At 70.1% G+C, this 21,697-nt stretch carries 22 protein-coding genes and 1 pseudogene; 14 read left to right on the top strand and 9 right to left on the bottom strand.

The window, feature by feature from the left end; genetic code table 11:
- The first annotated feature begins 114 nt into the window (after nucleotides 1-114).
- From ACMATS_RS31735 to ACMATS_RS31725, 3 genes are all read left to right on the top strand, one after another.
- Complete coding sequence (locus tag ACMATS_RS31735; protein WP_414169830.1) at nucleotides 115-1,797, top strand: recombinase family protein; 1,683 nt, start codon at nucleotides 115-117, stop codon at nucleotides 1,795-1,797.
- Nucleotides 1,798-2,198: 401 nt separating this feature from the next.
- Nucleotides 2,199-2,618: an HNH endonuclease gene (locus tag ACMATS_RS31730; RefSeq protein ID WP_414169829.1), complete on the top strand. Its 420-nt coding sequence runs from the start codon at nucleotides 2,199-2,201 to the stop codon at nucleotides 2,616-2,618.
- 1,282 nt (nucleotides 2,619-3,900) lie between these two features.
- A complete protein-coding gene (locus ACMATS_RS31725) occupies nucleotides 3,901-4,836 on the top strand; it encodes a major capsid protein (RefSeq protein ID WP_414169828.1) in 936 nt (311 codons plus the stop codon).
- Between the two features lie 59 nt (nucleotides 4,837-4,895).
- Here the strand turns inward: ACMATS_RS31725 and ACMATS_RS31720 are convergent, their stop codons facing one another.
- Both ACMATS_RS31720 and ACMATS_RS31715 read right to left on the bottom strand, forming a co-directional pair.
- Nucleotides 4,896-5,765, bottom strand: a complete 870-nt coding sequence (locus ACMATS_RS31720; protein WP_414170831.1) for a hypothetical protein — start codon at nucleotides 5,763-5,765, stop codon at nucleotides 4,896-4,898.
- 144 nt (nucleotides 5,766-5,909) lie between these two features.
- Nucleotides 5,910-6,107: pseudogene (locus tag ACMATS_RS31715) on the bottom strand (helix-turn-helix domain-containing protein); the annotation flags it as partial.
- 220 nt (nucleotides 6,108-6,327) lie between these two features.
- Between ACMATS_RS31715 and ACMATS_RS31710 the strand changes: the two are divergent.
- Both ACMATS_RS31710 and ACMATS_RS31705 read left to right on the top strand, forming a co-directional pair.
- Nucleotides 6,328-6,804 carry a glycine-rich domain-containing protein gene (locus ACMATS_RS31710; protein ID WP_414169827.1) on the top strand — a complete coding sequence of 159 codons (477 nt, stop codon included), beginning with the start codon at nucleotides 6,328-6,330 and terminating at the stop codon, nucleotides 6,802-6,804.
- A 79-nt stretch (nucleotides 6,805-6,883) separates the two neighbouring features.
- Complete coding sequence (locus ACMATS_RS31705; RefSeq protein ID WP_414169826.1) at nucleotides 6,884-7,555, top strand: class I SAM-dependent methyltransferase; 672 nt, start codon at nucleotides 6,884-6,886, stop codon at nucleotides 7,553-7,555.
- 60 nt (nucleotides 7,556-7,615) lie between these two features.
- Here the strand turns inward: ACMATS_RS31705 and ACMATS_RS31700 are convergent, their stop codons facing one another.
- Nucleotides 7,616-7,858, bottom strand: a complete 243-nt coding sequence (locus ACMATS_RS31700) for a GntR family transcriptional regulator (RefSeq protein WP_414169825.1) — start codon at nucleotides 7,856-7,858, stop codon at nucleotides 7,616-7,618.
- Nucleotides 7,859-8,032: 174 nt separating this feature from the next.
- Here ACMATS_RS31700 and ACMATS_RS31695 point away from each other — a divergent pair, with 174 nt between their 5' ends.
- The gene (locus ACMATS_RS31695; RefSeq protein WP_414169824.1) at nucleotides 8,033-8,431 is read left to right on the top strand and encodes a hypothetical protein; all 399 of its coding nucleotides are present in this window, start codon (nucleotides 8,033-8,035) and stop codon (nucleotides 8,429-8,431) included.
- Between the two features lie 273 nt (nucleotides 8,432-8,704).
- Here the strand turns inward: ACMATS_RS31695 and ACMATS_RS31690 are convergent, their stop codons facing one another.
- Both ACMATS_RS31690 and ACMATS_RS31685 read right to left on the bottom strand, forming a co-directional pair.
- A complete protein-coding gene (locus ACMATS_RS31690) occupies nucleotides 8,705-9,622 on the bottom strand; it encodes an L-tyrosine/L-tryptophan isonitrile synthase family protein (RefSeq protein WP_414169823.1) in 918 nt (305 codons plus the stop codon).
- A 4-nt stretch (nucleotides 9,623-9,626) separates the two neighbouring features.
- Nucleotides 9,627-10,877, bottom strand: a complete 1,251-nt coding sequence (locus ACMATS_RS31685) for a cytochrome P450 family protein (protein ID WP_414169822.1) — start codon at nucleotides 10,875-10,877, stop codon at nucleotides 9,627-9,629.
- Between the two features lie 220 nt (nucleotides 10,878-11,097).
- Here ACMATS_RS31685 and ACMATS_RS31680 point away from each other — a divergent pair, with 220 nt between their 5' ends.
- The 3 genes from ACMATS_RS31680 to ACMATS_RS31670 are packed head-to-tail and all read left to right on the top strand — an operon-like array spanning nucleotide 11,098 to nucleotide 14,368.
- A complete protein-coding gene (locus tag ACMATS_RS31680) occupies nucleotides 11,098-11,301 on the top strand; it encodes a hypothetical protein (protein ID WP_390779196.1) in 204 nt (67 codons plus the stop codon).
- Nucleotides 11,301-13,883 (top strand): HAD-IC family P-type ATPase, encoded by a 2,583-nt coding sequence (locus ACMATS_RS31675; protein ID WP_414169821.1) that lies wholly within the window; start codon nucleotides 11,301-11,303, stop codon nucleotides 13,881-13,883. Before ACMATS_RS31680 ends, ACMATS_RS31675 begins: the two co-directional genes overlap by 1 nt.
- Nucleotides 13,883-14,368 (top strand): copper chaperone PCu(A)C, encoded by a 486-nt coding sequence (locus ACMATS_RS31670; RefSeq protein WP_390779194.1) that lies wholly within the window; start codon nucleotides 13,883-13,885, stop codon nucleotides 14,366-14,368. Before ACMATS_RS31675 ends, ACMATS_RS31670 begins: the two co-directional genes overlap by 1 nt.
- A gap of 66 nt (nucleotides 14,369-14,434) precedes the next feature.
- On the opposite strand, the gene ACMATS_RS31665 is transcribed toward ACMATS_RS31670, so the two are convergent.
- A complete protein-coding gene (locus ACMATS_RS31665; protein ID WP_336416720.1) occupies nucleotides 14,435-15,016 on the bottom strand; it encodes a sigma-70 family RNA polymerase sigma factor in 582 nt (193 codons plus the stop codon).
- Between the two features lie 25 nt (nucleotides 15,017-15,041).
- Between ACMATS_RS31665 and ACMATS_RS31660 the strand changes: the two genes are divergently transcribed.
- A complete protein-coding gene (locus ACMATS_RS31660; protein WP_390779193.1) occupies nucleotides 15,042-15,218 on the top strand; it encodes a zf-HC2 domain-containing protein in 177 nt (58 codons plus the stop codon).
- A 107-nt stretch (nucleotides 15,219-15,325) separates the two neighbouring features.
- Here ACMATS_RS31660 and ACMATS_RS31655 read toward each other — a convergent pair whose 3' ends face one another.
- The gene (locus ACMATS_RS31655; RefSeq protein WP_390779192.1) at nucleotides 15,326-15,964 is read right to left on the bottom strand and encodes a hypothetical protein; all 639 of its coding nucleotides are present in this window, start codon (nucleotides 15,962-15,964) and stop codon (nucleotides 15,326-15,328) included.
- Between the two features lie 326 nt (nucleotides 15,965-16,290).
- Nucleotides 16,291-16,527: a hypothetical protein gene (locus tag ACMATS_RS31650; RefSeq protein WP_390779191.1), complete on the bottom strand. Its 237-nt coding sequence runs from the start codon at nucleotides 16,525-16,527 to the stop codon at nucleotides 16,291-16,293.
- A gap of 186 nt (nucleotides 16,528-16,713) precedes the next feature.
- Here ACMATS_RS31650 and ACMATS_RS31645 point away from each other — a divergent pair, with 186 nt between their 5' ends.
- Together ACMATS_RS31645 and adh are read left to right on the top strand one after the other, a co-directional pair.
- Complete coding sequence (locus tag ACMATS_RS31645; RefSeq protein WP_414169820.1) at nucleotides 16,714-17,883, top strand: GAF domain-containing protein; 1,170 nt, start codon at nucleotides 16,714-16,716, stop codon at nucleotides 17,881-17,883.
- 56 nt (nucleotides 17,884-17,939) lie between these two features.
- Complete coding sequence (gene adh, locus ACMATS_RS31640) at nucleotides 17,940-19,463, top strand: aldehyde dehydrogenase (RefSeq protein WP_414169819.1); 1,524 nt, start codon at nucleotides 17,940-17,942, stop codon at nucleotides 19,461-19,463.
- A 347-nt stretch (nucleotides 19,464-19,810) separates the two neighbouring features.
- Here adh and ACMATS_RS31635 read toward each other — a convergent pair whose 3' ends face one another.
- Entirely contained in the window at nucleotides 19,811-20,017 is a 207-nt protein-coding gene (locus ACMATS_RS31635) for a hypothetical protein (RefSeq protein WP_414169818.1), read from the bottom strand.
- Nucleotides 20,018-20,343: 326 nt separating this feature from the next.
- Between ACMATS_RS31635 and ACMATS_RS31630 the strand changes: the two genes are divergently transcribed.
- Together ACMATS_RS31630 and ACMATS_RS31625 are read left to right on the top strand one after the other, a co-directional pair.
- Complete coding sequence (locus ACMATS_RS31630) at nucleotides 20,344-20,643, top strand: DUF6083 domain-containing protein (protein ID WP_414169817.1); 300 nt, start codon at nucleotides 20,344-20,346, stop codon at nucleotides 20,641-20,643.
- Nucleotides 20,644-20,966: 323 nt separating this feature from the next.
- On the top strand, nucleotides 20,967-21,380 hold the full coding sequence (locus tag ACMATS_RS31625; RefSeq protein WP_414169816.1) for an FKBP-type peptidyl-prolyl cis-trans isomerase: 414 nt from the start codon (nucleotides 20,967-20,969) through the stop codon (nucleotides 21,378-21,380).
- Nucleotides 21,381-21,697: the final 317 nt, after the last annotated feature.

The following is a 21,697-nucleotide window of genomic DNA, read 5'->3' as shown; positions in this document are numbered from 1 at the left end:
GGTCCCCGACTCGTTCCCGGCGGGAATCTATCCGTCCCTACGACGGGCGTGGAAGAACAGAGATCAGCCTCAGCGACGCTCGCGGGAGCAGTGCCCACCGAGACCCTGCGGGGCGTGCGGTGTATCCGTCTGTCGGTCCTGACCGACGAAACCACCAGCCCCGAGCGGCAGCGCGAAGCCGACAACATCGCCGCCGCTGCCCTCGGCATCGACTTCGGCAAGGGTGACGACCTTCGTGAAGCGGTCGACCTGGACGTGTCCGCGTCCAAGGTCGGCCCCTTCGACCGGCCACAGCTGGGCATGTGGCTCTCCCTGCCCCACACCTTTGACGCGTTGGTGTTCTGGCGCTTCGACCGTGCCATCCGGTCCATGGCCGATATGCACGAGCTCGCCAAGTGGGCCCGTGAACACCGCAAGGTTCTTGCCTTCGCGGAAGGGGTCGGCGGGGGGCGGCTGATCTTCGACTTTCGCAACCCCATGGACCCCATGGCCGAACTCCAGATGCTCATGCTGGCGTTCGCGGCGCAGGTGGAGTCCCAGAACATCAAAGAACGCGTCACCGGAGCCCAGGCAGCCATGCGCACCATGGCCCTGCGGTGGCGCGGCGGCGGTGCACCCCCGTACGGCTACATGCCTGCCCGGATGCCGAAGAAGCACGGCGGGGCCGGCTGGACCCTGGTCGCCGATCCCGAAGCCGTTGAGGTGATCGAGCGAATCATTGCCCTGCTCCTGGATGGCAAGACCCCCCACGCTGTTGCGCAGATCCTCAACGCTGAGAAGGTGCCGACACCGCGCGAGCACTGGGCAGCGCTGAAGAGGCGTCTCAAGCACGGCAACGACACCGACGAGACCGCCGACACCGAGACCGCCGGGGCGATGAAGAAGCGTCCGGCGCAGTGGCGTTCGACCACCATCGTCAAGATGCTCAAGCGGGAATCGCTGCTGGGCTGGAAGATGCACCAGAGCGCCCCTGTCCGCGACGAGCAGGGCAACCCCGTCATGGCCACCGAAACCCCGGTCCTCGCCCGCGAGGAGTTCGACCAGATCGGCGCACTCCTCACCCCGGAGCCCGGCACCAAGCGTGCTCCGCAGCGCAAGGACTCAACTTCCCTGCTGTTGCGGGTGATCCACTGTTCCGGGTGCCGGGGGCGCATGTACTACAACGCGCACAACGAGAAGTACGGGTGCGGCTCGTACAAGGACGGGTCCTACTGCCCGGCCCCGGTGACCATCCGCGCGGACTGGGTCAACGAGTACGTGACCGAACAGTTCCTCAAGGACGCAGGCCCCGTGCAGATCACGCGGGTGCGGGAGGTACCCGGGTACGACCCCGAGCCGGAGTTGAACGCCACCCTCGTCGAGTACGAAGCCCACATGGAGGAGAAGGCCGAACATGCCGTGAGCAAGGCACTCATGGCCGTGTGGAACAAGCGAGCCAAGGCACTGCGGGCCCGCATCACGGAGTTGGAGGGACGGGAGAAGACCGAGACCCGCCGCATCGCCACCCCCACGGGACGCACCTACGCCGACGACTGGAACGACGCCGACACAGCGGGCAAGCGCGCCATGCTCGTCGACGCCGGGGCCCGGCTGGAAGTCAAGCGCGGAACCAAGGGCGGATGGCGCACCCTCAACCTGCGACGAGTTGAGTTCACCATCACCGGAGACCTTGTCCCCGCTATTGAGGAACTCGCCACCATCGCTGCGGAAGTCGAGCACGAGAACAACCCCGAGCACGCCCCCGCACCCGGCGCCCGCGTGCGACTCCAGCAGGACACGGTGACCACAGCCGCGTAGGGGCCCCTGGGGGCTGCGGGCGCCCCGGACGATCCTTTGCCCGTCCGGGGCTTCGTCGCGCCCGCAGACAGGCGCACGGGGGCTTCCCTCGCCGACTCGAGGCTCCCTCCGGACCGCCCTACAGCGGGCTGAGCGGTGATGGAGTGACGGTTTACACCACTTTTTTAGAACACATAGAAAAAATACAAATAAAGAGAGATCGGTACCTCAAACGGCACCGCATCACCGGACGGTCCCCCGGGCAAGGCTTGCTCCCCACTAGACCCGGGAGAGATATCGGCCCGTCCGCCATCAAGGGCGTAGGAATTCGCCGGTCCCTACTGCTTGCACCGAGAGGGCGGGGTTACGGCACGCCCTCTCCAGGGGAGCACGCAACGACAACGAGCACCAGGCGGTGAATCATGACTAACTGCATAGAGTGCAGCGAGACGGCAACTCGCCGCGGACGCTGCGACGTTCACGATGCCCAGTACCAGGACCGTCCCACGGTTCGGGCTCGACGGTCCCGAGGAAAGCGACGGGCGGCACGGCGTGACGCTGCTGCACGGCTCCGCCGGATCGTTGAGCGCAAGGGACAGGCGTGGTGTGACTGGTGCATGGGCACGTTCCCGGCGTCTGCTGTGGACGTGGACCATGTGCGGCCCCTGTCGCTCGGCGGCGAGGACACAGACGACAATGTGCACGTTCTGTGTCGTGGCTGCCATCGGCTCAAGACGGCAACGGAGTTCGGGACGCTCGATCACCGAGTTGTGAGCCACGCCGTGAATGCCGACCCGCTGCACGTTCCCAGGGCCGCCAAAAGCCGTACGGGGATGTGCTGAAGGGTCATGCGGAATCCGCCGATACGGATGTCTAGTGCGGGGGTGCTGTGGTCGGCTTCCATGGCTGACCCTCCCTGTGTTGTCCGTGGATCGTGCACACACAGTCACTCCCCAAACTAGGGACGGGTGACGCGAGTGGGGAAGAGGAGTTGCCCCTAAGCCCCTTGTGCACCCCCCTCGTACGTAGTTGACGCCGTACGCGCGTAGGCCGCACAGGGTCGCTATATCGATACTTCAGCCCCGCCCCCCTGCTCTACCCTCGGGCGCCCTGAGCTGACCCGTGCCGGCGGTCGCTGCGAGCGGGAATCGGTCCTGCGTTACCGGCTCGTCCACCAGGCGGCCCCAGCTCCGGTTCCGGCTGCTGTGGTCACCAGGGTGACGAGCCAGGCAGGGACGCGCTGAATGGTCAAGTGCAGTCCGCCGCAGCGGAGTTCGAAGTCAGGGCGCTGCCTGGTGCTGCGTGTTCTCGCTGTCATGCGGTCTAGTAAGCAGGGTTTGCCCTGTCCATCTCTACGCCATCTCGCCCTCATTTCTGTCTCATCTCACTCCCGCTCTGCACGTCGTTGCGGTCCGAAAAGTGCGATAGCTCCCGATTCCGCTTCCGCGCCTCAGACTGCAAATGAGGCAGAGATGAGACGGAGATGAGGCAGAGATGAGGCAGATCAACTCCGCGAAGTGCCCCCGCTGCAATGGGCGTCCCTATGCAACCCCGCCCCCTACTCGGAGGTACCCCATGCCCCGCAGACCCCGCCCCCCTTGCTCGATCCCCGGGTGCCCTGAGCTGACCCGGGCCGGCGGCCGCTGCGAGCAGCACGAGCGTGAGGCGAACCAGTTGCGCGGGACGAGCACGGAGCGGGGCTACGGGACCAGGTGGCAGCGCCTGCGTAAGCGGTACCTGTATGCGCATCCGTGGTGCGTGCTGTGCGGTCGTACGGCCACGGTGCCGGACCATTTCCCGCTGAGTAGGCGGCAGTTGATTGCTCAGGGTGTGGCGGATCCGGATGCGTGGAGCAGGCTTCGGCCGCTGTGTACTCAGTGTCACAACCGGGAGACCGCGAAGCATCAGCCTGGCGGTTGGGCTGCCGCGAACGCGAAGCCCATTAGGTCGTGATGTCCGTTTTACCCCCAGGGGGGTACCCCTTGCCCTCCCCGAGCCGAGTCGGCAGGGAGGCGAAAAACTCGCATGGCTCATTTGAGCACTTCTGTGGGTCATGCTGACCGTCAGAAATGATACGCGCTCACGTGACAGCTATTCATGAGCGCTACCTAAAGGAGAAAAATTATGGCACTCACCCTTGCTGAATCTGCAAAGCTCTCTACCGACATGTTGCAGCGCGGCGTCATTGAAATGTTCGTGCAGGAATCCCCGATCCTCGATCGGCTGCCGCTGATTCAGGTGACAGGCAACGCCTTCAAGTACAACGAGGAGTCCACGCTTCCCGGAGTGTCCTTCCGGGCTGTGAACGAGGCGTACCCGGAGAGCACGGGCACGCTGAACCAGCGCATCGAAACCCTGGCCATCCTCGGCGGCGACGCCGACGTGGACAAGTTCATCGTGCAGACGCGTGGTGACCTGAACGATCAGCGCGCTATTCAGACCACACTCAAGATCAAGGCTGCCTCGGTCCACTTCGCAGACCAGTTCTTCAACGGTGACGTGGAGGTCAACCCGAAGGGCTTCGACGGCCTGCGCAAGCGGCTGTTCGGTACTCAGGTGCTGGACGCAAAGGGAGCAGGGCCGATCGCCAACGGCCACGACTTCTTTGACGCCCTGGACGCGCTGGCAGCACAGGTGCGAGGCATCAGCGGCGCCAACGGCGCGCTGTACATGAACGCCGCGATCCGAGCCAAGATCGAGTCTGGGTTCCGCCGACTCGGCGGTGGCGAACTCCTGCGCGAGGAGATCGCAGGCAAGCGCACCGTCACGTGGAAGGGCATCCCGCTCCTGGACGCCGGACAGAAGCTCGATGGGGCCGACGTCCTGCCGCTGACGACGGGCACCGGCGGGAAGCAGACCGGCGACATCTACGCTGTCCGCTTCGGTACGGGCGAGGCCGACGCCGGGGTCTCCGGGCTGACCAACGGCGGAGTCCAGGCAACAGACCTGGGCGAGGCTCACGACAAGCCCGTCTACCGCACCCGCATCGACTTCTACTGCGGTCTCGCCCTGTTCGGCGGCAAGGCCGCCGCCCGCCTGAACAACGTCCTCGTCGGCTGACCACTCACACCCCCGCACTCGTCACCTCACCAGGTCGACGGGCGCGGGGGCTTTCGCGTTTATGCAGCGCTGCCAAGTACGGCCCGGACTTCCGGCACGTCGCGGAACTCCTCAAGCCGGGCCAGTACGATACGGACCCGCTTCGCCGTCCGATCGCTGGCGACATCGGTGGAGAGGGAGATCACCCGCTCTGCGACAGCCGCCGCTTCTTCGGGCTCGTTGGCGTCCGCCAGGGCAACGGCAAGCCAAGACAAGTAGAGCGCTAGTTCTCGTGTGTGCGTCGTGTCGTACCGGCTCAGGACGTCCCGCAGTAGTGGGACGGCGCGAAGTGGGCGGCGCAACTCCGTGTAGACACGGGACTCCATGACCTGAAGTTCGCCGGAATCCACCCAATAGAGGTAGCCCGGGGACTCGATCCCGGCGCTGTCCTGCGCCAGCGCCTCGCCGGCTTCCCCCAGGGCCCGCATGGCACTCTGGGCGTGTTCTGCCCCCATCTTCGTCTCTGCCCACGCCACGCGGTCCAGGTACAGCGCCCGAGCCTTTGGAGGCGCATCCGGTCCTGCGCCGTCCAGGGCAGCGCGAGCAAGGCTCAGTCCTTCGGTCTCTCGTCCGGTGTTGCTGAGCTGGTAGGCCAGTGATCCGCCCAGGTTCCCGGCCAGCGTCATGTTGCCTGCCTGCTTTGCGGCGCTGATTCCAAGACGGTAGACCGTCTCTGCCTCTTCGTGCTGTCCGGCATCGCTGGCGATCCATCCTGCGATCTGGGCCAACTCGCCGATCTGTGCGAGGAGGTTGCAGCCCACTGCTTCGCTGTGGGTGGTCTCGCGGTACAGCCTGATAGCCGAGCGCAGGTCCCGCAGGGCGGGCCGGATCAGATCTCCACCGGCGATCACGTCGTCAGCAAGCCTGAGAGCGTGCACACGCTGTTGCAAGTCGCTGACGGTCCCCATCCCGATGCGTCGCCCCTCTCGGGCATGCAGGGGAGACAGCGGATCACCCGGGGGCAGGTAGTCGGCCAGTGTGGGCCGGGGCGGTTCCGTGGGAACCGTGGGCATCGTGAAGACTTCCGGAGGCACGCCAAGGGCTGCGGCGATGAAAGGCAGCCACTCGCGCGGCGAGCGCCTCCCCCTCTCGTACCGGCTGATCTCTTGACGTCCGAGCGGCTCACCTTGGATACCAGCCGCACGGCATGCCTCATGTGCTAAACGGGCCTGGCTCCAGCGTCGTTGTTGACGTAGACGCCGGATGGTCTGGCCTACGGTTTCCCCACTCATATGCCCATGCTGGCCCACAGCTGGCCTACATGTGGCCGCTAGCCGCTGATCACCGCGACGTCGATGCTTGACGGCACGGCAAGCAGAGGCGGCAGCAGACCGAGTGAAGTCCTGCGGACGCCCGCTCAGATCCTGTTCCGGTCATCGTCCGTAGCCCATCAAAGTGGCGAGATGCGGAGTGGGTTCATGTCCCGGTACCACCCAACAGAGGAGGTAAGACGTGACAACCGTTCAGGAACGACCCGCAATTGACGCGGGAACGCTGGTCAACGAACAGTTGCGGGAGACCATCGCGGCCGACGTGCGGGGCAAGTTCGAACACATCACACAGGACACTGCGCTGCGAGGTGTGAGCCAGATGCTGGCGTTCGTGGCTGCCAGCGCGGCAAGCGAGGATCCGCTGAGCCCGTCTCCGCTCGTGGATGACTTCTGGCATGCCTTCGTCCTGCGCACGAAGGCATACGCCGACTTCTGCCAGGGCACGTTCGGGAAGTTCGTGCACCATCAGCCCGGATTCCTGGACCGGGACGAGCATGGCGGCGGCAAGGCGCTGCGGGCCCGGACCGTCGAGGCCATTCAGGCGGCGGGATACGCGGTTGATCTGGAGTTCTGGCCGGAGCTGGACATCGCCGACTGCTCGCAGTGCCACGCGAACTGCCACAACAGCCCGAAGCACAACACCGCCCCGACCGGTTGAGTACAGCGCAGGCATCAAGGGCCGACCGTACCCGTGTGGTGCGGTCGGTCACCCCGTGAGCGCACGATGGAGTGAGCACGTGACCGACACCACCGCATGGGACACCTACGCCCGCCGGAAGCCCGGCCGTCGGGAGAAGAACGCCAAGGGCGAGTCCACGTGGTTCAACTGGACCCAGTACCCCGACCACGGCCCGGGCATCGAGGTCCTGAGCGTGAGCGAGGAGGCCTCAGTTCTTGAGTTGGGGTGTGGCACGGGCGGGAACCTCGCACACGTTGCCACCCTCGGACACCGAGCCGTCGGAGTCGACGTGTCCCCAGTCCAGCTCAGCGCCGCCCGCGAACGCTGGGGTGACCTGCCAGGGCTGGAACTGCACCAGCGCGGCGCGCTCGCCTTCCTGAGCGAAACCGCCGACCGCTTCGACGCGGTGTTCTCCGTGTTCGGCGCCGTCTGGTTCACCGACCCGGCCCAGATGCTCCCTGCCGTCCGCCAGGTCCTCAAACCCGGTGGCGTCCTAGCCCTCTCCCAGCGGCCGGCGGTCGAAGGCTGCTACGGATGCCAGGCGTCCTATATCAACCAGGCCGACGACCCCAACCCCTTGGTCGTCAAACGCTGGGACTACACCACCGATGCCTGGACCGCTTTGCTGGACCTACACGGGTTCCAGGCGCCAATGGCCGTCGAGATCACCCCACCCGAAGGATGGAAGACAGGCACACTTCTCGTGCGTGCCCTGGCGCCAACGCTCTGAGCCCCGGATCACAGCCGCATTCCATGCGGAGCATGGCCCCTGGACGTGACGTTCGGGGGCTTATTGCTTGGGCCGGTCTCCCCGTTCCTCCACAAAGGAGCCCATGCCCGACGTCGTACTGATCAAGCCCTCTTCGCGCAATGCTTTGGTCGTCTTGCGCATCGTGTCCCGGTTGACGCTGAACTCCCGTGCCAACTGCACTTCAGAGATCAGAAAGTGCGGCGGGTACTCGCCGGTCTTGATCCGCGTACGGATCACGTCAGCAATCTGCTGCCACTTCGGGCGCCTCGGGTCGAACTCCACACCGGAGACCGTACACAAATCAGCCTTGGGCGCTCACCCGCCCCTGGTGACCCCGAGGGGTGGACAGGGGTCAACAGGATTGAGTAGCGTCCCGAACCGGAAGCGCCCCGGAAGACCGGTCCTACGCGGTCAGCCGGGGCTTAGCCGACCAGCTTTCGAGGAGCTGAACGACTCATGCGAGACCTTATCGTCCGCATCCTCTTATGGGTGCTCCGCATACTGCTGCCCGCCCATGGCAAGCACGGCGGGGGACGCTGCACTCCTCCTGCAGCGGACCCGGTGTCGACGCCACCCGCCCCGACGTCGGCCCTGCCAGCTCAACCGCCCTACGAGATCTGCGGCGGCCACAAGCCGATCCCGCCGCATCACCTCGCCCGGTACATCCTCCCGCCCGACACCCGCCCACTCGTTCCGCGGTTCATGGAGGAACACGAGAAGGGGCAGGCGAAGGAGCAGGAACGCGCGGCGGAACGCGAGCGGCAGCGTCAACGCTGCGTGGCTCTCGTAGCGGCAGCACTCGGCTACGACTACCCGAACCCCGAGCGGTACGACTTCGTGGCGGTGACCGCATGAGTGCCGCTATCTGCTGCAACTGCGGCAGGTCCACGGAAGCCCCGGTGACCGTCAGGTACATCCCCAGCGCAAGCGGTCCCGGCTTCTCCCTCTACGCCTGCCCTGACTGCGCCCTGAAGATCGGCGCCGGACCGTCGCCCGAGGACGCGCAGAGCCCGCTAGACCCCCGCTGACCTACAGCGCCCCGCCCCGCCTGGTCACGAACCGGGCGGGGCCCGTAGAACCCCCCGTTACGAGCATCGGGAAAAGGGTGGGACCGGGGCCCCAACACCCCTACCCCACCACGTAATGGCTGGGCCGCTCACCCCGCCACACCAGCCGCCCAACCCCCTCGGCCTCCACTCGCCGCATCAACCGCGCCCCCGGCCAGGGGCCCCTTACCACCACCGAATGCCACGGCGTGGCCCACGCATCCACAGAGTCGAGCAGCCGGATCCCGAACTTCCCCGCCCCCATCGGCTGCGGATGGATCGACAGGCGCACCGACCGCGGAAAGTGATCGGCGATCAGCTCGCCCCACGCCCGGCTCCGGGCGATGACCTCGTACGCCCGCGCCCGGCACTCCCGTTGCAGCGCGGACCGGCTGCCCGCGTGCCCCGCAGGCGTGTCCTCCACCAGGAACCGTGTGATGCCGCGGTACAGCCGCGCGGTCTCCTCGTCCGTCCGCGTCTGTGCCCGCAGCGCATCCAGCGGCGGCGCGTACGCCTCCGTCACCAGCCGCCGCTTCTCCTCGTGCGGCAGGTCCCCGTGCACCTGCCGGAGGTCGAAGGTCTCCAGGTGCTGCAGCCCTTCCTGCCGTATCAGGGCCCGCAGTTCGTCCCCGTAGGCGTCGATGTCCGCATCGGACACCTTGATCTGGTCCGCGAAGATGTGGCCGTCCGAGCAGATCACCATCCGCGCCCCGGGCGCGTAGATCTCGCCGATGCGGGCGCAGAGCCCGTCCAGGAAGGACAGCGAGAGCCGCTCGCCCTCGTCCGGCAGGTGGCCGAGGACCTTCTCGGGGTTGGGGGACTTGCACGGGAAGCCGGGAAGCGTGAACAGAACGGGCTCGCCGCGTTCGGTGAACGTGCGTATCTGGTCGAGCTGTTCCGGATGATCCTGCGGATCGGCGGACGCCGGACCGGTGGTCCGGTGGTACGGCAGGAGCAGGCCGAGGATACGGGCGTCGACCGAGGTCGTCTGCGTGATCACGGGATCACCCGCGCTTGCTGCGGGGGCACACGGCCCCGTCGAAGGCCACGGGCAGTGCGGCCGTGCCCCGGCCGAGGACGGCCGGGATCCAGGACAGCTTCTCCTCCGGCACGGCGAGCCGCAGCCCCGGCAGCCGCCGGATCAAGGTGTCGAGGGCGACCTGGAGTTCGATGCGGGCGAGGGCGGCGCCGGGGCAGAAGTGGATTCCGTGCCCGAAGCCCAGGTGCGGGCCCTGCTGCCGGTCGAGGTCGAGCGTGTCGGGGTCGGGGAAGCGCTCGGGGTCGCGGTTGGCGGCGCAGAGGGAGACGATCACGGAGTCCCCGGCGGGCACCCGGGTGCCGTGCAGCTCGGCGTCCTCGGCGAGGAAGCGCCAGGTGGTGAGCTCGAACGCGCTGTCCAGACGCATCAGTTCCTCGACGGCGGCCGGCATCAGCTCCGGCTCGGAGCGCAGCCGCTCCAGGGCCTCGGGGTGGCGGAACAGCGACACCAGCGCGGTGGTGATCTGGTTGGTGACCGGCTCCTGACCGGCCACCAGCAGCTGGAAGATCATGGAGTCCAGCTCCTCCTGCGACAGTTCGCCCGCGTCGCGCGCGGCGACCAGCCGGCCGAGCAGACCGTCACCGGGGTGCTCGCGCCGGTCGGCCACCACGTCGGCGATGTAGCCCTGGAGCCCGCGCAGCAGTTCCTCGTAGGCGGGCCGCCGCGGGTCCTCCGGGCCGACGGGCGCGACGACGCCGCCCCACTCGCGGCGGAAGCGGGCGGCCAGGTGCGCGGGCAGCCCGATGGTCTCGGCGAGGACCTGGAAGGGGAACCGGGCGGCGAAGCACTGCACCAGGTCGACGGCGTCGGCGCCGGCCGGCATCCCGTCCACGAGCGCGTCCGCCATCTCCTGGAAGCGCGGCCGCAGTTCCTCGACGCGGCGCGGCGCGAAGGCGTCGGTGATCAGCCGGCGCATGGCGGTGTGCTTCGGCGGGTCCTGGTGCAGCAGGTGCACCTGGAGCTGCGAGTGCTGCGGCTCGGGCATGATCGAGGCGCGGGCGCGCCACCGGTCGTTGCCGCGCGCGTGGTTCTTGCCCAGCCGGGGATCGGCGAGGGTGCTCTGGGCGGCGGCGTGGCCGGTGACCAGCCAGGCGGTGACGCCGCTGGGGAAGAGCACCCGGTGGATCGGCCCTTCCTCGCGCAGCCGCGCGTACAGCGGGTAGGGATCGCGCTTGTACGCGGAACCGGAGAGGTGCACGGGTTCGGACGGCGGCACGGCGGGATTCTCCTCAGGAAGTCGTGGACCCCTGAGAAGTCGTACGGACCGGGTTCCGAGTTCCCGGAGGTTCGCAGGAAGCGTTCCGGAACACTCCTCGATCTCCAGGTAGTCGGCCGGACGGGGCCGTTGGTTCCCGGCCGCGAAAGGGACAATCCTCACGTGCCGCGCAACGGGCGCAAGGCGCGGATCGCCCGCCGGACCGTGCCACGATGCCTCGATGACCGCACGTCACCCCCTCAGTCCGTACGCAGCACTGATCGGCTTCGCCCTGCTCCTGACCGCGCTCTTCGGCGTCGCGTACGCCGTCGGCTCCGCGGCCGGGCCCGTCTCCCCCGGCATGCACCGCACCGGCGGCGGCCCGGGCTCCGGGTCAGGCGGCAGCGGCGGCGGCATGGACGGCATGCCGGGGATGGGCCACTGATGAGCAGCACCGCAACAGCCTCTCCGGCCACCGAGACCGAGCTGATCGTCGGCGGCATGACCTGCGCCGCGTGCGTGGCCCGCATCGAGAAGAAGCTCGGCCGCCTGGACGGCGTGAGCGCCACCGTCAACCTGGCCACCGGCCGCGCCCGCGTCAGCCACCCCGCGGCCGTGACGCCGGCCGAGCTGATCGCCGTGGTGGAGGGGGCGGGCTTCACGGCCGCGCTGCCCGAGCCCGAGCGGCCCGCCGCACCCGACGACGACGGTCCCGGCACCGCGGCCCTCACCCGGCTGCTGCTCACGGCCCTGCTGTCCGTGCCGGTGCTGGTGTTGTCCATGGTTCCCGCGCTGCAGTTCCGCAACTGGCAGTGGCTGTGCTTCGTGCTGGCGACGCCGGTCGCGGCGTGGGGCGCGTGGCCGTTCCACGAGCGGGCGCTGCGCGGGCTGCGACACTCGGCCGCGACGATGGACACGCTGGTCTCGCTGGGCGTGCTGGCCTCGTACTCCTGGTCGGCGTACGCCCTGTTCCTCGGCGGCGCCGGGAACCCGGACATGCGGATGCCGTTCACGCTGGTGCCCTCGATGTCGGGCGGTACGGCGGACGTGTACCTGGAGGCGGTCGTCGGCGTCCCGCTGTTCGTCCTGACCGGCCGGCTGCTGGAGGCCAGGGCCCGCCGCGGCACGGGCTCGGCGCTGCGGGCCCTGGCCTCCCTCGCCGCCAAGGACGTGACCGTCCGGGCGGCGGGCGGCGCCGAACGCCGCGTCCCGATCGCGGAGTTGCGGGTCGGCGACCGCTTCGTGGTGCGTCCCGGGGAGCGCGTGGCGACCGACGGCACGGTCGTCGCGGGCAGTTCGGCGCTGGACCTGTCCCTGGTCACGGGCGAGAGCGCGCCCGTGGAGGCCGGTCCGGGCTCGTCCGTGGTGGGCGGCGCGGTCAACTCCGGCGGGCTGCTGGAGGTGCGGGCGGAGGCGGTCGGCGCGGACACCCAACTGGCCCGGATCGCCCGGCTGGTGGAGGAGGCGCAGGCCGGCAAGGCGAAGGTGCAGCGGCTGGCGGACGCGGTCGCGGGCGTCTTCGTCCCGGCGGTCCTCGCCGTCGCCGTCACGGTCCTCGGCTTCTGGCTCGGCGCGGGCGCGTCCCCGCAGGCGGCGGTCACCGCGGCGGTCGCGGTGCTGGTGGTCGCCTGCCCGTGCGCCCTGGGCCTGGCCACCCCCACCGCCCTGCTGGCGGCGACCGGCCGCGGCGCGGGCCTGGGCATCCTGGTCCGCGGCCCGCAGGCGCTGGAGGGCCTGCGGCGCGTGGACACGGTCGTCCTGGACAAGACGGGCACGCTGACGACGGGCTCGATGACCGTGACGGCGGTGACGCCCCGCCCCGGCGGCCTCGGCGCGGAGACCGCGGTCCGCCTGGCGGCGGCGGCGGAGTCAGGCTCGGAACACCCGGTGGGACGGGCGATCCACGCGTTTGCGGGGGCCGGGGGGCTGCCGCCCGCAACGGAGTTCACGGCGACGCCGGGCGTGGGCGTGAGCGCAACGGTGGAGGGGCACCGGGTGGAGGTGGGGCGGCCGGAGGCCGCATCGGCCGAACCGGGGGGCGGGGTGCGGGGCACGGCCCCGGAAATTCCCCGGGCCGAACCCGGGGACGCGGTGCGGGGCACGGCCCCGGAGATCCCCCCGGCCGAACCCGCGGACGGACTGCCGGGCGCAGCCCCGGAAATCCCCCAAGCCGAACCCGCGGACGGAGTGCCGGGCACAGCCCCCGAGACCCCCCGCGCCGAACCCGGAAACGGGCCCCGGGGCGCAGCCCCGGAGAATGCTTCCGCCGCAACGGCGAGCAACCCCGGCGCCGAGGGTTCGGCGGAATCACGACGGCGGCAGCCCGACCACCCCCTGCCGGAGGCCCTCGCCACGGCGCTGCGAACCGCCGAACAGGACGGCCACACGGCCGTCGTCGTCACAGTGAACGGCACCCCCGAAGCCGTCATCGCCCTCGGCGACACCGTACGGGCCGGCAGCTACCGCGCCGTCGACCACCTCAAGCGGCTCGGCCTGCGCCCCGTGCTGGCCACCGGCGACAGCGAGGCCGCGGCCCGCACCGTCGCGGCCGGGCTCGGCATCACCGAGGTCCACGCGCGGGCGACGCCCGAGGACAAGGCCGGGCTCGTGCGCGCGCTGCGCGCGAAGGGCCACCGGGTCGCGGTCATCGGCGACGGCGTCAACGACACCGCCGCCCTCGCGGGCGCCGACCTCGGCATCGCGATGGGCAGCGGCACGGACGCGGCCATCGGGGCCGCCGACGTCACCCTCGTCCGCGAGGACATGGGGGCCCTGGCCGACGCCGTGCGCCTGGCCCGGCGCACCTCGGTGACCGTACGGGCCAACCTCGCCTGGGCGTTCGGCTACAACCTGGTGACCGTGCCGCTCGCCGCGGTCGGGCTGCTGAGCCCGATGGTCGCCGCGGCGGCGATGTCGGTCAGCTCCCTGCTGGTGGTCGGCAACAGCCTGCGGCTGCGCGGCTGGCAGCCGGTGCCGGCCCGGACCGGCCGGTCCCGGCGCCCCGCTCCGACCCGTGAGGAATCGTGATGAAGGAGATGAAGGACTCGTTGCTGCGCACCGCCCGCGCGGCGCTCGTGCCCGTCGCCGCGTGCGCGGTCGCCCTCGGCGGGCTGACCGCCTGGACGGCCTCCGGCGCCGCGGGCCGCCCCGCCTCCGTGACGGTCGAGGACGCGCGCCTCCTGGTCCCGTTCGGGACGGACGACACCGCGGCCTTCTTCCGGCTGCGCAACGACGGGGACACCGACGACGAGCTCGTCGGCGTCGAGGTCCCCTCGGCTCGCGGCGCGATGCTCAGCCGCACGGTCGTGAAGAACGGTGCCGGAACGATGCGGATGGTGCACTCCGCGACCGTCCCGGCGCGCGGCACGCTGGAGATGTCTCCGCACGAGCTGGACGTGATGGTGTCCGGGCCGCCGCGGCTGCGCGTCGGCGACCGGCTCCCGTTCGTCCTGCGCTTCCGCGAGAGCGGCGAGGTGCGGGCCGAGGCGGTGGTCGTCCGGCCGGGGAACTGACCCCCGGTATGCGCGAAGGGGGCTATGGGCACTGTCGCCCATAGCCCCCTTCGCGCGCTTTGCCGCCTACCCAGCCATGGCCGGTACGCGCACCGGCACATCGCGTTCGGCCGTCTCCAGCTGGCCGATCAGCGACTCGCGGGCCCGCGCCACGCGGGACCGCACGGTGCCGACCGGGCAGCCCGCGACCACCGCGGCCTCGGCGTACGGCAGTCCGAGCAGCTGGGTCAGGACGAACGCCTCGCGACGCTCGTACGGCAGCCGGTCGAGCAGCTGCGAGAGGGCCACGCCCTCGTCGAAGCCCGGCAGTCCGGCGGACTGGGCGCGCTCGGCGGCCGAGAGCCAGTCGTCGGTGTCGGACAGCCGCGGCCGCGCCGCCTGGAAGCGCAGCCGGTCCACGACCGTGCGGCGGGCGATGGACAGCAGCCAGGTGCGGGCGGAGGAACGGCCCTCGAAACGGGCCAGCGAGCGCAGGGCCCGCAGGTACGTCTCCTGCACGAGGTCGTCCGCGCCCTGCGGGTCGTTGCTCAGCCGGGCCACGTACCGCCGCACGTCGCTCTGCGTCGCGCGGATGAAGCGCTCCACCGCGTCGGCGTCGCCGCTGCGGGCGGCGAGCGCCCAGGCGGTCACCGTCTCGTCGTCACGCACGGCGGCCTCCTGCGACGATGGCCAGGTGCATTGCAGTGAGGCCCGTACCGCCGTATCCGCCCGCGTCGACCGCGAGGAGCTGCCGCCGGGCACGACCGGCGCGGCGCTCGACGCGCACCTGCGCGGGTGCGCCGAGTGCCGCCGCTGGGGCGAACGGGCGCTGCGGCTCAAGGTGTTGGCCGAGCAGCTGGGCATGAGGTGACAGGGTTGTTCGGGCAGGGGTCATCGCCCTGGGTCCTTCCTGGATTCCGGGCACCCGGTCGTGCGGAGCGGGCGGCCCGGTGACGTGTTCGGCCGGGTGGGTCGCCGTCAGCAGAAGGCGACACGGGCGGCCGGCGGACCACGCGTGGCGATGACATGGGCGTACAGCAGCTGGCGCAGCCGCTGTGCGGCGCGCGACCGGTCGGCGCGGATGCGCGGCGGGCCGGAGCGGGCCGGTACGTCGTGGAAGAGGAAGAGCAGCGGGGCACGCAGCCGCGCGCCGATGGTGCGGCCGAGCCGGAAGGCGGCCTGTTCGCCGCCGGCGAGCCAGATGCCGCAGACGACGGCGACCAGGACGTGCGCGGACCACATGCCGAGGGCACCGTGGCCGGCACCCATGGACATGTGGCCCATGGACGACATGTGGTCCATGGGCATGGGTGTCGCCGTCGCCATCGGCGGGAGCCCCCCGCAGGTGAGGTGGTCCCCTGCGGGGGCCGACGGCACCGTGCCGGCCGCGGCCCGCTGCGCCACGTTCTGCGCCAGCGAGAAGAAGGAGTGCAGACCCGTCTGCGCGCCCACCGTGGCGAGCGTGATGAGCAGTGGCCCGCGTTCACGTCCCGCCAGGAACCAGGCGCAGCTGCCCGTTCCGGTCAGCGCGACGGCGACGGCCCACCAGGGAACCGTGGTCCCCGACATGACGGCGTGGCCCAGGGCGGCGAGCAGCACGCAGACCGCTGCGAACACGGCGGCTCGCAACGCTCGCGGCACTTGTCCCGCCTGCTGCCCACTTTTCATGACCCGCACATCGTTGCACCCGCTCCGTGCGGAGCGAAGGCGGGGTGCGTACTGCACCCGGGTCATGGCCCCGCCCCGTACCGTCCGCCCGGCGGTACGGGGCGGCGGGCCGCCGGCTCGGGGGGATGGACCGGGGCCCGGTCCCGTCGCGCCAAGTGGGACTCGCAAGAGAGAGTCTTCCGCGCGGCGGGCCGGTCCGGGAACGTGTGTGAGGGGGTGTGCGAGGGCGCGCCGCGCACACCCCGTGTGAAGGGAGGGATTCCGCTACGCCGTGCTCATGCCTGCTGCCGAAGCCGCCGTGGCAGCCACGCGGCGCTGTCCTTGTCCCCGAAGCGGCTCCCGATGGCCCCCTTGATCACGGAGAGGGCGGCGGGAATCGCGGCGATGGCGGCGGCCTTGAGGGCGGAGACGCTGGCGAGGTTCGCTCCGTCGGCTATGAGCAGGCCGAGGAACGTGGTGACGTAGGCGGCGAGGGTCCGTTCGACTATGTCGGCGAGCACCTTGGAGGACATGCTTCTTCCGTTCACGGGAGTCCGGGGCGTTCCGGAGCAGGGAGGGGGTGGAGGGGTACGAGTGGGCGGGGTCGCGCGGAGTCGTCCGCGTGACGTGTCCACCACACATTCGTGCCTGTCCCGGATGTACCCGGTACGGACCCGTCCCGCACCATCCGCGCACCACGACCTTCGAGGAGGTGCCTCGTGGCCAGCACCCACGCGGAGTTGGTGGCCGCGTCCTGGCGGCGCTCGGCGGCCGCCCTGGCGGCGCCCGAATTCCTGGCCCCCGTCGAGCTCTCCGGCCCCGACCTGGAGGGCTACCGCCGGGCACATCCCCTGGCCCGGGCGATGCCGCTCTTCCGCGAGCTGCTCGGCTCCCTCGCCGACGACGGGACGCACCTGCTGGCGGTCTGCGACGCGGCGGGCCGCATGCTGTGGGTCGAGGGCCACCCCGGGCTGCGCGGCCGGGCCGAGCGCATGAACTTCGTCGCGGGCGCCCGCTGGGACGAGCGGCACGCCGGCACCAACGCTCCGGGCACCGCTCTCGCCCTGGGCCGCGCGGTGCAGATCGTCGCCGCCGAGCACTACAACCGGCTGGTGCAGCCGTGGACCTGTGCCGCCGCGCCCGTCCACGACCCGCGCACCGGGCGACTGCTGGGCGCCGTCGACATCACCGGCGGCGACCACCTCGCTGCCCCGCACTGCCTGGCGCTGGTCCGCGCGACGGCCCGCGCGGCCGAGGCCCAGCTGGCCGCCGACCGCGGCGGCGTGGCCGGCGGCTGGTCGCTGTCGGCGCTCGGCAGGGACGAGGCGCTGCTGACCGGGGCCGGCCGCCGGTTACGGCTGGGCCGCCGGCACAGCGAGATCCTGGTGCTGCTGGCCGCCCACCCCGAGGGCCTCACCGGCGACGGCCTCGCGGCCGAACTCTACGGCTGCGAACGCGCCGTGCCCCCGGTGACGCTGCGCGCCGAACTGTCCCGGCTGCGGCGCCTGGTGGGCCCGCTGCTGGGCTCGCGCCCGTACCGGCTGTCCGCCCCGGTGGAGACGGACGCGTCCGACGTGGAACGCCATCTGGCGACCGGCGACCTCCGCACGGCACTCGACCGCTACGACGGCCCCCTCCTCCCCCTGTCCGAGGCGCCGGGCGTCCGCAGACTGCGCCGCCTGCTGGAGGACCGGCTACGGCGCGCGGTCCTGGGCAGCGGAGATGCGGGCGCGCTGCAGGCGTGGGCCGACAGCCCGTGGGGCGAGGACGACCTGGAGGTGTGGGAGCGGCTGCTGGCCGCGCTCCCGGAGAGCGCGGCGCACCGCCGCTCGGTCGCGGTACGGGCGCGCCTGCTGCGGGCAACGTTCGCGCAACCTGTCCGGCGCTAGCGTCCTTGGCCGCACAGTCGAACGCCAACCGGCAACTGCCAACCGGAGGACGTCCCATGACCCGCTACGCCAGCCCCGGCTCCCCTGACGCGATCGTCTCCTACCGTTCGCGCTACGACCACTGGATCGGCGGCGCGTACGTACCGCCCAAGCAGGGACGGTACTTCGAGAACCCGACGCCGGTGAACGGGCAGCCGTTCACCGAGATCGCCCGCGGCACGGCCGAGGACGTCGAGGCCGCCCTGGACGCCGCCCACGCCGCGGCCCCCGGCTGGGCCCGCACCTCCCCGGCCGAACGGGCCGCGGTGCTGAACCGCATCGCCGACCGCATGGAGCAGAACCTGGAGCTGCTCGCGGTCGCCGAGTCCTGGGAGAACGGCAAGCCCGTCCGCGAGACCCTCGCCGCCGACATCCCGCTCGCCGTCGACCACTTCCGCTACTTCGCGGGCGCGATACGGGCCCAGGAGGGCTCCCTGTCCGAACTGGACGAGGACACGGTCGCGTACCACTTCCACGAACCGCTGGGCGTGGTGGCCCAGATCATCCCGTGGAACTTCCCGATCCTCATGGCCACGTGGAAACTGGCCCCCGCCCTGGCGGCGGGCAACGCGGTGGTCCTGAAGCCGGCGGAACAGACTCCGGCGTCGATCCACGTCTGGCTCGACCTGGTCTCGGACCTCCTCCCGCCGGGCGTGGTGAACATCGTCAACGGCTTCGGCGTGGAGGCCGGCAAGCCGCTGGCCTCCAGCCCGCGCGTCGCCAAGATCGCCTTCACCGGCGAGACGACGACGGGCCGGCTGATCATGCAGTACGCCTCGGAGAACCTGAAGCCCGTCACCCTCGAACTCGGCGGCAAGAGCCCGAACATCTTCTTCGACGACGTCTCGGCGGCCGACGACGACTTCCTCGACAAGGCCCTCGAGGGCTTCACCATGTTCGCCCTCAACCAGGGCGAGGTGTGCACCTGCCCCTCCCGCGCCCTCATCCAGCGCGGCCACTACGCCTCCTTCCTGGAGGCGGCCATCACCCGCACCGAGGCCATCGTCCCCGGCCACCCCCTCGACACCACCACGATGATCGGCGCCCAGGCCTCCAACGACCAGCTGGAGAAGGTCCTCTCCTACCTGGACATCGGCAAACAGGAGGGCGCCCGCATCCTCACCGGCGGCACCCGCGCCGACCTCGGCGGCGAACTCAAGGGCGGCTACTACGTCCAGCCCACGGTCTTCGAGGGCACGAACCGCATGCGCATCTTCCAGGAGGAGATCTTCGGCCCGGTCGTGGCCGTCACCTCCTTCACCGACTTCGACGACGCGATCACCATCGCCAACGACACCCTCTACGGCCTCGGCGCCGGCGTCTGGACCCGCAACGGCACCACGGCCTACCGCGCGGGCCGCGCCATCCAGGCGGGGCGCGTCTGGACCAACTGCTACCACGCGTATCCGGCTCACGCCGCGTTCGGGGGGTACAAGCAGTCGGGGATCGGGCGGGAGGGGCACAAGATGATGCTGGATCACTACCAGCAGACGAAAAACGTTCTTTGTAGCTACTCCCCCAAGAAGCTTGGGTTCTTCTAGATCGCTTGAGGCGGGCTCTGATCTGGGAAGTCACCGATAGGCGCCTTCATTTCCATCGCGTCACACGGGGACCTGATTGCCCTGTTCATCCCGGTATCACCACCACTCAGGCTGATCTTCCGGACCAGTCACGGACCACATGACGGTCCAGCTGGGCATGATCGGCTTCGTCGTCGACGGCGAAGCCGGTCTATCCGTCCTCTCCGGGAACGACCAAGAAGGGGGAACCGTCAGCTCTGAACAGCGCTCGCGCACGAATACCCCCACCGCCGCAGGATCCGCTCCAGCCCACAACTCGAACCCCGCGGCCCAGGCCAACGCCTCACTGGCACTGCAGCCAGCGTCCATCAGCCGCACCGCCGCTCCGCCACGTCGATCCAGGACGGCCCAGCCGCGGGCAGCGCCCAGTCGACCCGGTACCCGCGATCAGCCGCGACCAGCAGGCTGTGCGGATTCGTGTCCGTGTGCAGCAGCGCGTCGCCCAGCAGCAGCTCCCGCTCCGCCGCCGACACCGAGCTGCCCAGCTCGCGGTCCACGTACTGCGGCAGCTCCACACCCGCCGACGCCTTCAGACCCTGGGCCCGGTCGAGGACCGCGGCTACCAGTGGCAGATCCGGCGACCCCGGCGACAGATCCGTGCGCCGACTTGAACCATCCCGGCCCCCAGCGGGCCGGGAACCCTTTGGGCAAGACCGCCTCACCAGCCAACAGCCCTGCTTGCCACCGGGACACGAGGCGACGCCCTGACCGACCGGGAGCCCACCCGCACCCCCGCCACCAGCACAAACGACCGACCGGGCCACTGACCAAGCGGACCACAAAGCGGCAATTCCTGAGGAATGGGGGTAAAAAAGACCACGCGAACCGTCGCCTGTCCCGAATGCGGTTGGCCCAGCAACTCCGACGAACCCCAGAAGACCGCTGGATCCTCCTCGAACTTGAACCACTCCCCAGCGCCGAAGTCCCTCAAGGGCAACGCTGGCTGATGACACCAGGCGGATGGGCCAGCACCGGACCCGAAGGCGAACCTCTCCCCGGCGGCTACTGCTACATCGCCCACCACTACGTCTGCAGCCGCCGTACCCACACGAACGACATGCCCGACATCTACGCCGTCACCTGGAGCCGCAACCGGGTCCGCGACGGACTACCCATCGAGGGCATCACCTCAGACCCCTGACCTGACAGCCGGGCGACTCACTGTCACCTGGCCCCAGCTCACCCGACGCCGAACTCCGCCCCCCCTTGCCGCCAGCCACGCCAGCACCCCATCCAGCCGATCACCGGCAGCCGTCTGCACCTCGCCTCGTTCGGGCGATTGCCGCGTGACCGTGCGTGCGGAGTCGCGTTCATCGGCTACGCGAAAGATCATCACGCCTGGTCGCTGGATCTGGTGTGCTCCGGGAATCGGCACTCTCGGTAGCGTGACCATCTGCTGCATGGGGTGCCCACGTGTCCGGCTGGTCCGTGCGGGGTCTTTCGACGAAGAGTGATGAGGCTGCAATGAGTGAACTGACGAAGCCCGAGGTCGACGTTCCGGAAGGTGACGCTCCTACCGAGCTGACCATCCGGGACCTGATCGTCGGGGACGGGGCTGAGGTAAAGCCGGGCATGGTGGTCAGGGTCCACTATGTCGGGGTGACCTTCGAGTCCGGGAAGGAGTTCGATGCCTCCTGGGACCGGGGCCAGCCGTTCAAGTTCGCCCTGGGCAGTGGCAGGGTCATCAAGGGCTGGGACCGGGGAGTGAGGGGGATGAAGGTCGGCGGTCGGCGCGAGATCATCGTTCCCCCACGCCTCGGCTACGGCAAGCAGTCGCCCTCGCCGTTGATCCCGCCAGGCTCGACCCTGGTCTTCGTGGTGGACCTGCTTGACTCGTATTCCAGCACAGCCGGGTGGAGCAACGCCAGCAACGCCTAGCGCTGCGCCGTCTACCGGGGTTGACGGACGGCGGGTGTGCAGAGCGGGCGCCGGTACGGCCGTAATGGCGCGACCGATCGGCAGCCGGCTGAGCGGGATCCTCTCGGTCAGTCGCGTGTCGACCTTCCCACAGAGCGCGACTATCCACCCGATCACCGCTGTCGCCGAGCACCGCACACGCCAAGATCCGGACCATTTCCGGACCAGCATCGCCAGAAGCCCGTATCAACCACCGCTTCCCCCGGTCGGCATGGGTGCCACCGCGGCATCATCGGCTTCGGCGGCGACGGCGAAGCCAATCCATCCGTCCCGCATCA

Origin of the sequence: Streptoverticillium reticulum (assembly GCF_047456005.1) — a bacterium.
GTDB lineage: Bacteria > Actinomycetota > Actinomycetes > Streptomycetales > Streptomycetaceae > Streptomyces > Streptomyces reticulum.
The sequence above is the reverse complement of the archived record's forward strand: the minus strand, read 5'-3'. Positions and strand labels throughout refer to the sequence as shown.

Coding starts and splice junctions, on each gene's coding strand:
- ACMATS_RS31730 (WP_414169829.1), top strand. CDS start 2,199: ATGACTAACTGCATAGAGTGCAGCGAGACGGCAACTCGCCGCGGACGC.
- ACMATS_RS31725 (WP_414169828.1), top strand. CDS start 3,901: ATGGCACTCACCCTTGCTGAATCTGCAAAGCTCTCTACCGACATGTTG.
- ACMATS_RS31695 (WP_414169824.1), top strand. CDS start 8,033: ATGCGAGACCTTATCGTCCGCATCCTCTTATGGGTGCTCCGCATACTG.
- ACMATS_RS31680 (WP_390779196.1), top strand. CDS start 11,098: ATGACCGCACGTCACCCCCTCAGTCCGTACGCAGCACTGATCGGCTTC.
- ACMATS_RS31675 (WP_414169821.1), top strand. CDS start 11,301: ATGAGCAGCACCGCAACAGCCTCTCCGGCCACCGAGACCGAGCTGATC.
- ACMATS_RS31670 (WP_390779194.1), top strand. CDS start 13,883: ATGAAGGAGATGAAGGACTCGTTGCTGCGCACCGCCCGCGCGGCGCTC.
- ACMATS_RS31650 (WP_390779191.1), bottom strand. CDS start 16,527: ATGTCCTCCAAGGTGCTCGCCGACATAGTCGAACGGACCCTCGCCGCC.
- adh (WP_414169819.1), top strand. CDS start 17,940: ATGACCCGCTACGCCAGCCCCGGCTCCCCTGACGCGATCGTCTCCTAC.
- ACMATS_RS31630 (WP_414169817.1), top strand. CDS start 20,344: ATGCGGTTGGCCCAGCAACTCCGACGAACCCCAGAAGACCGCTGGATC.
- ACMATS_RS31625 (WP_414169816.1), top strand. CDS start 20,967: ATGAGTGAACTGACGAAGCCCGAGGTCGACGTTCCGGAAGGTGACGCT.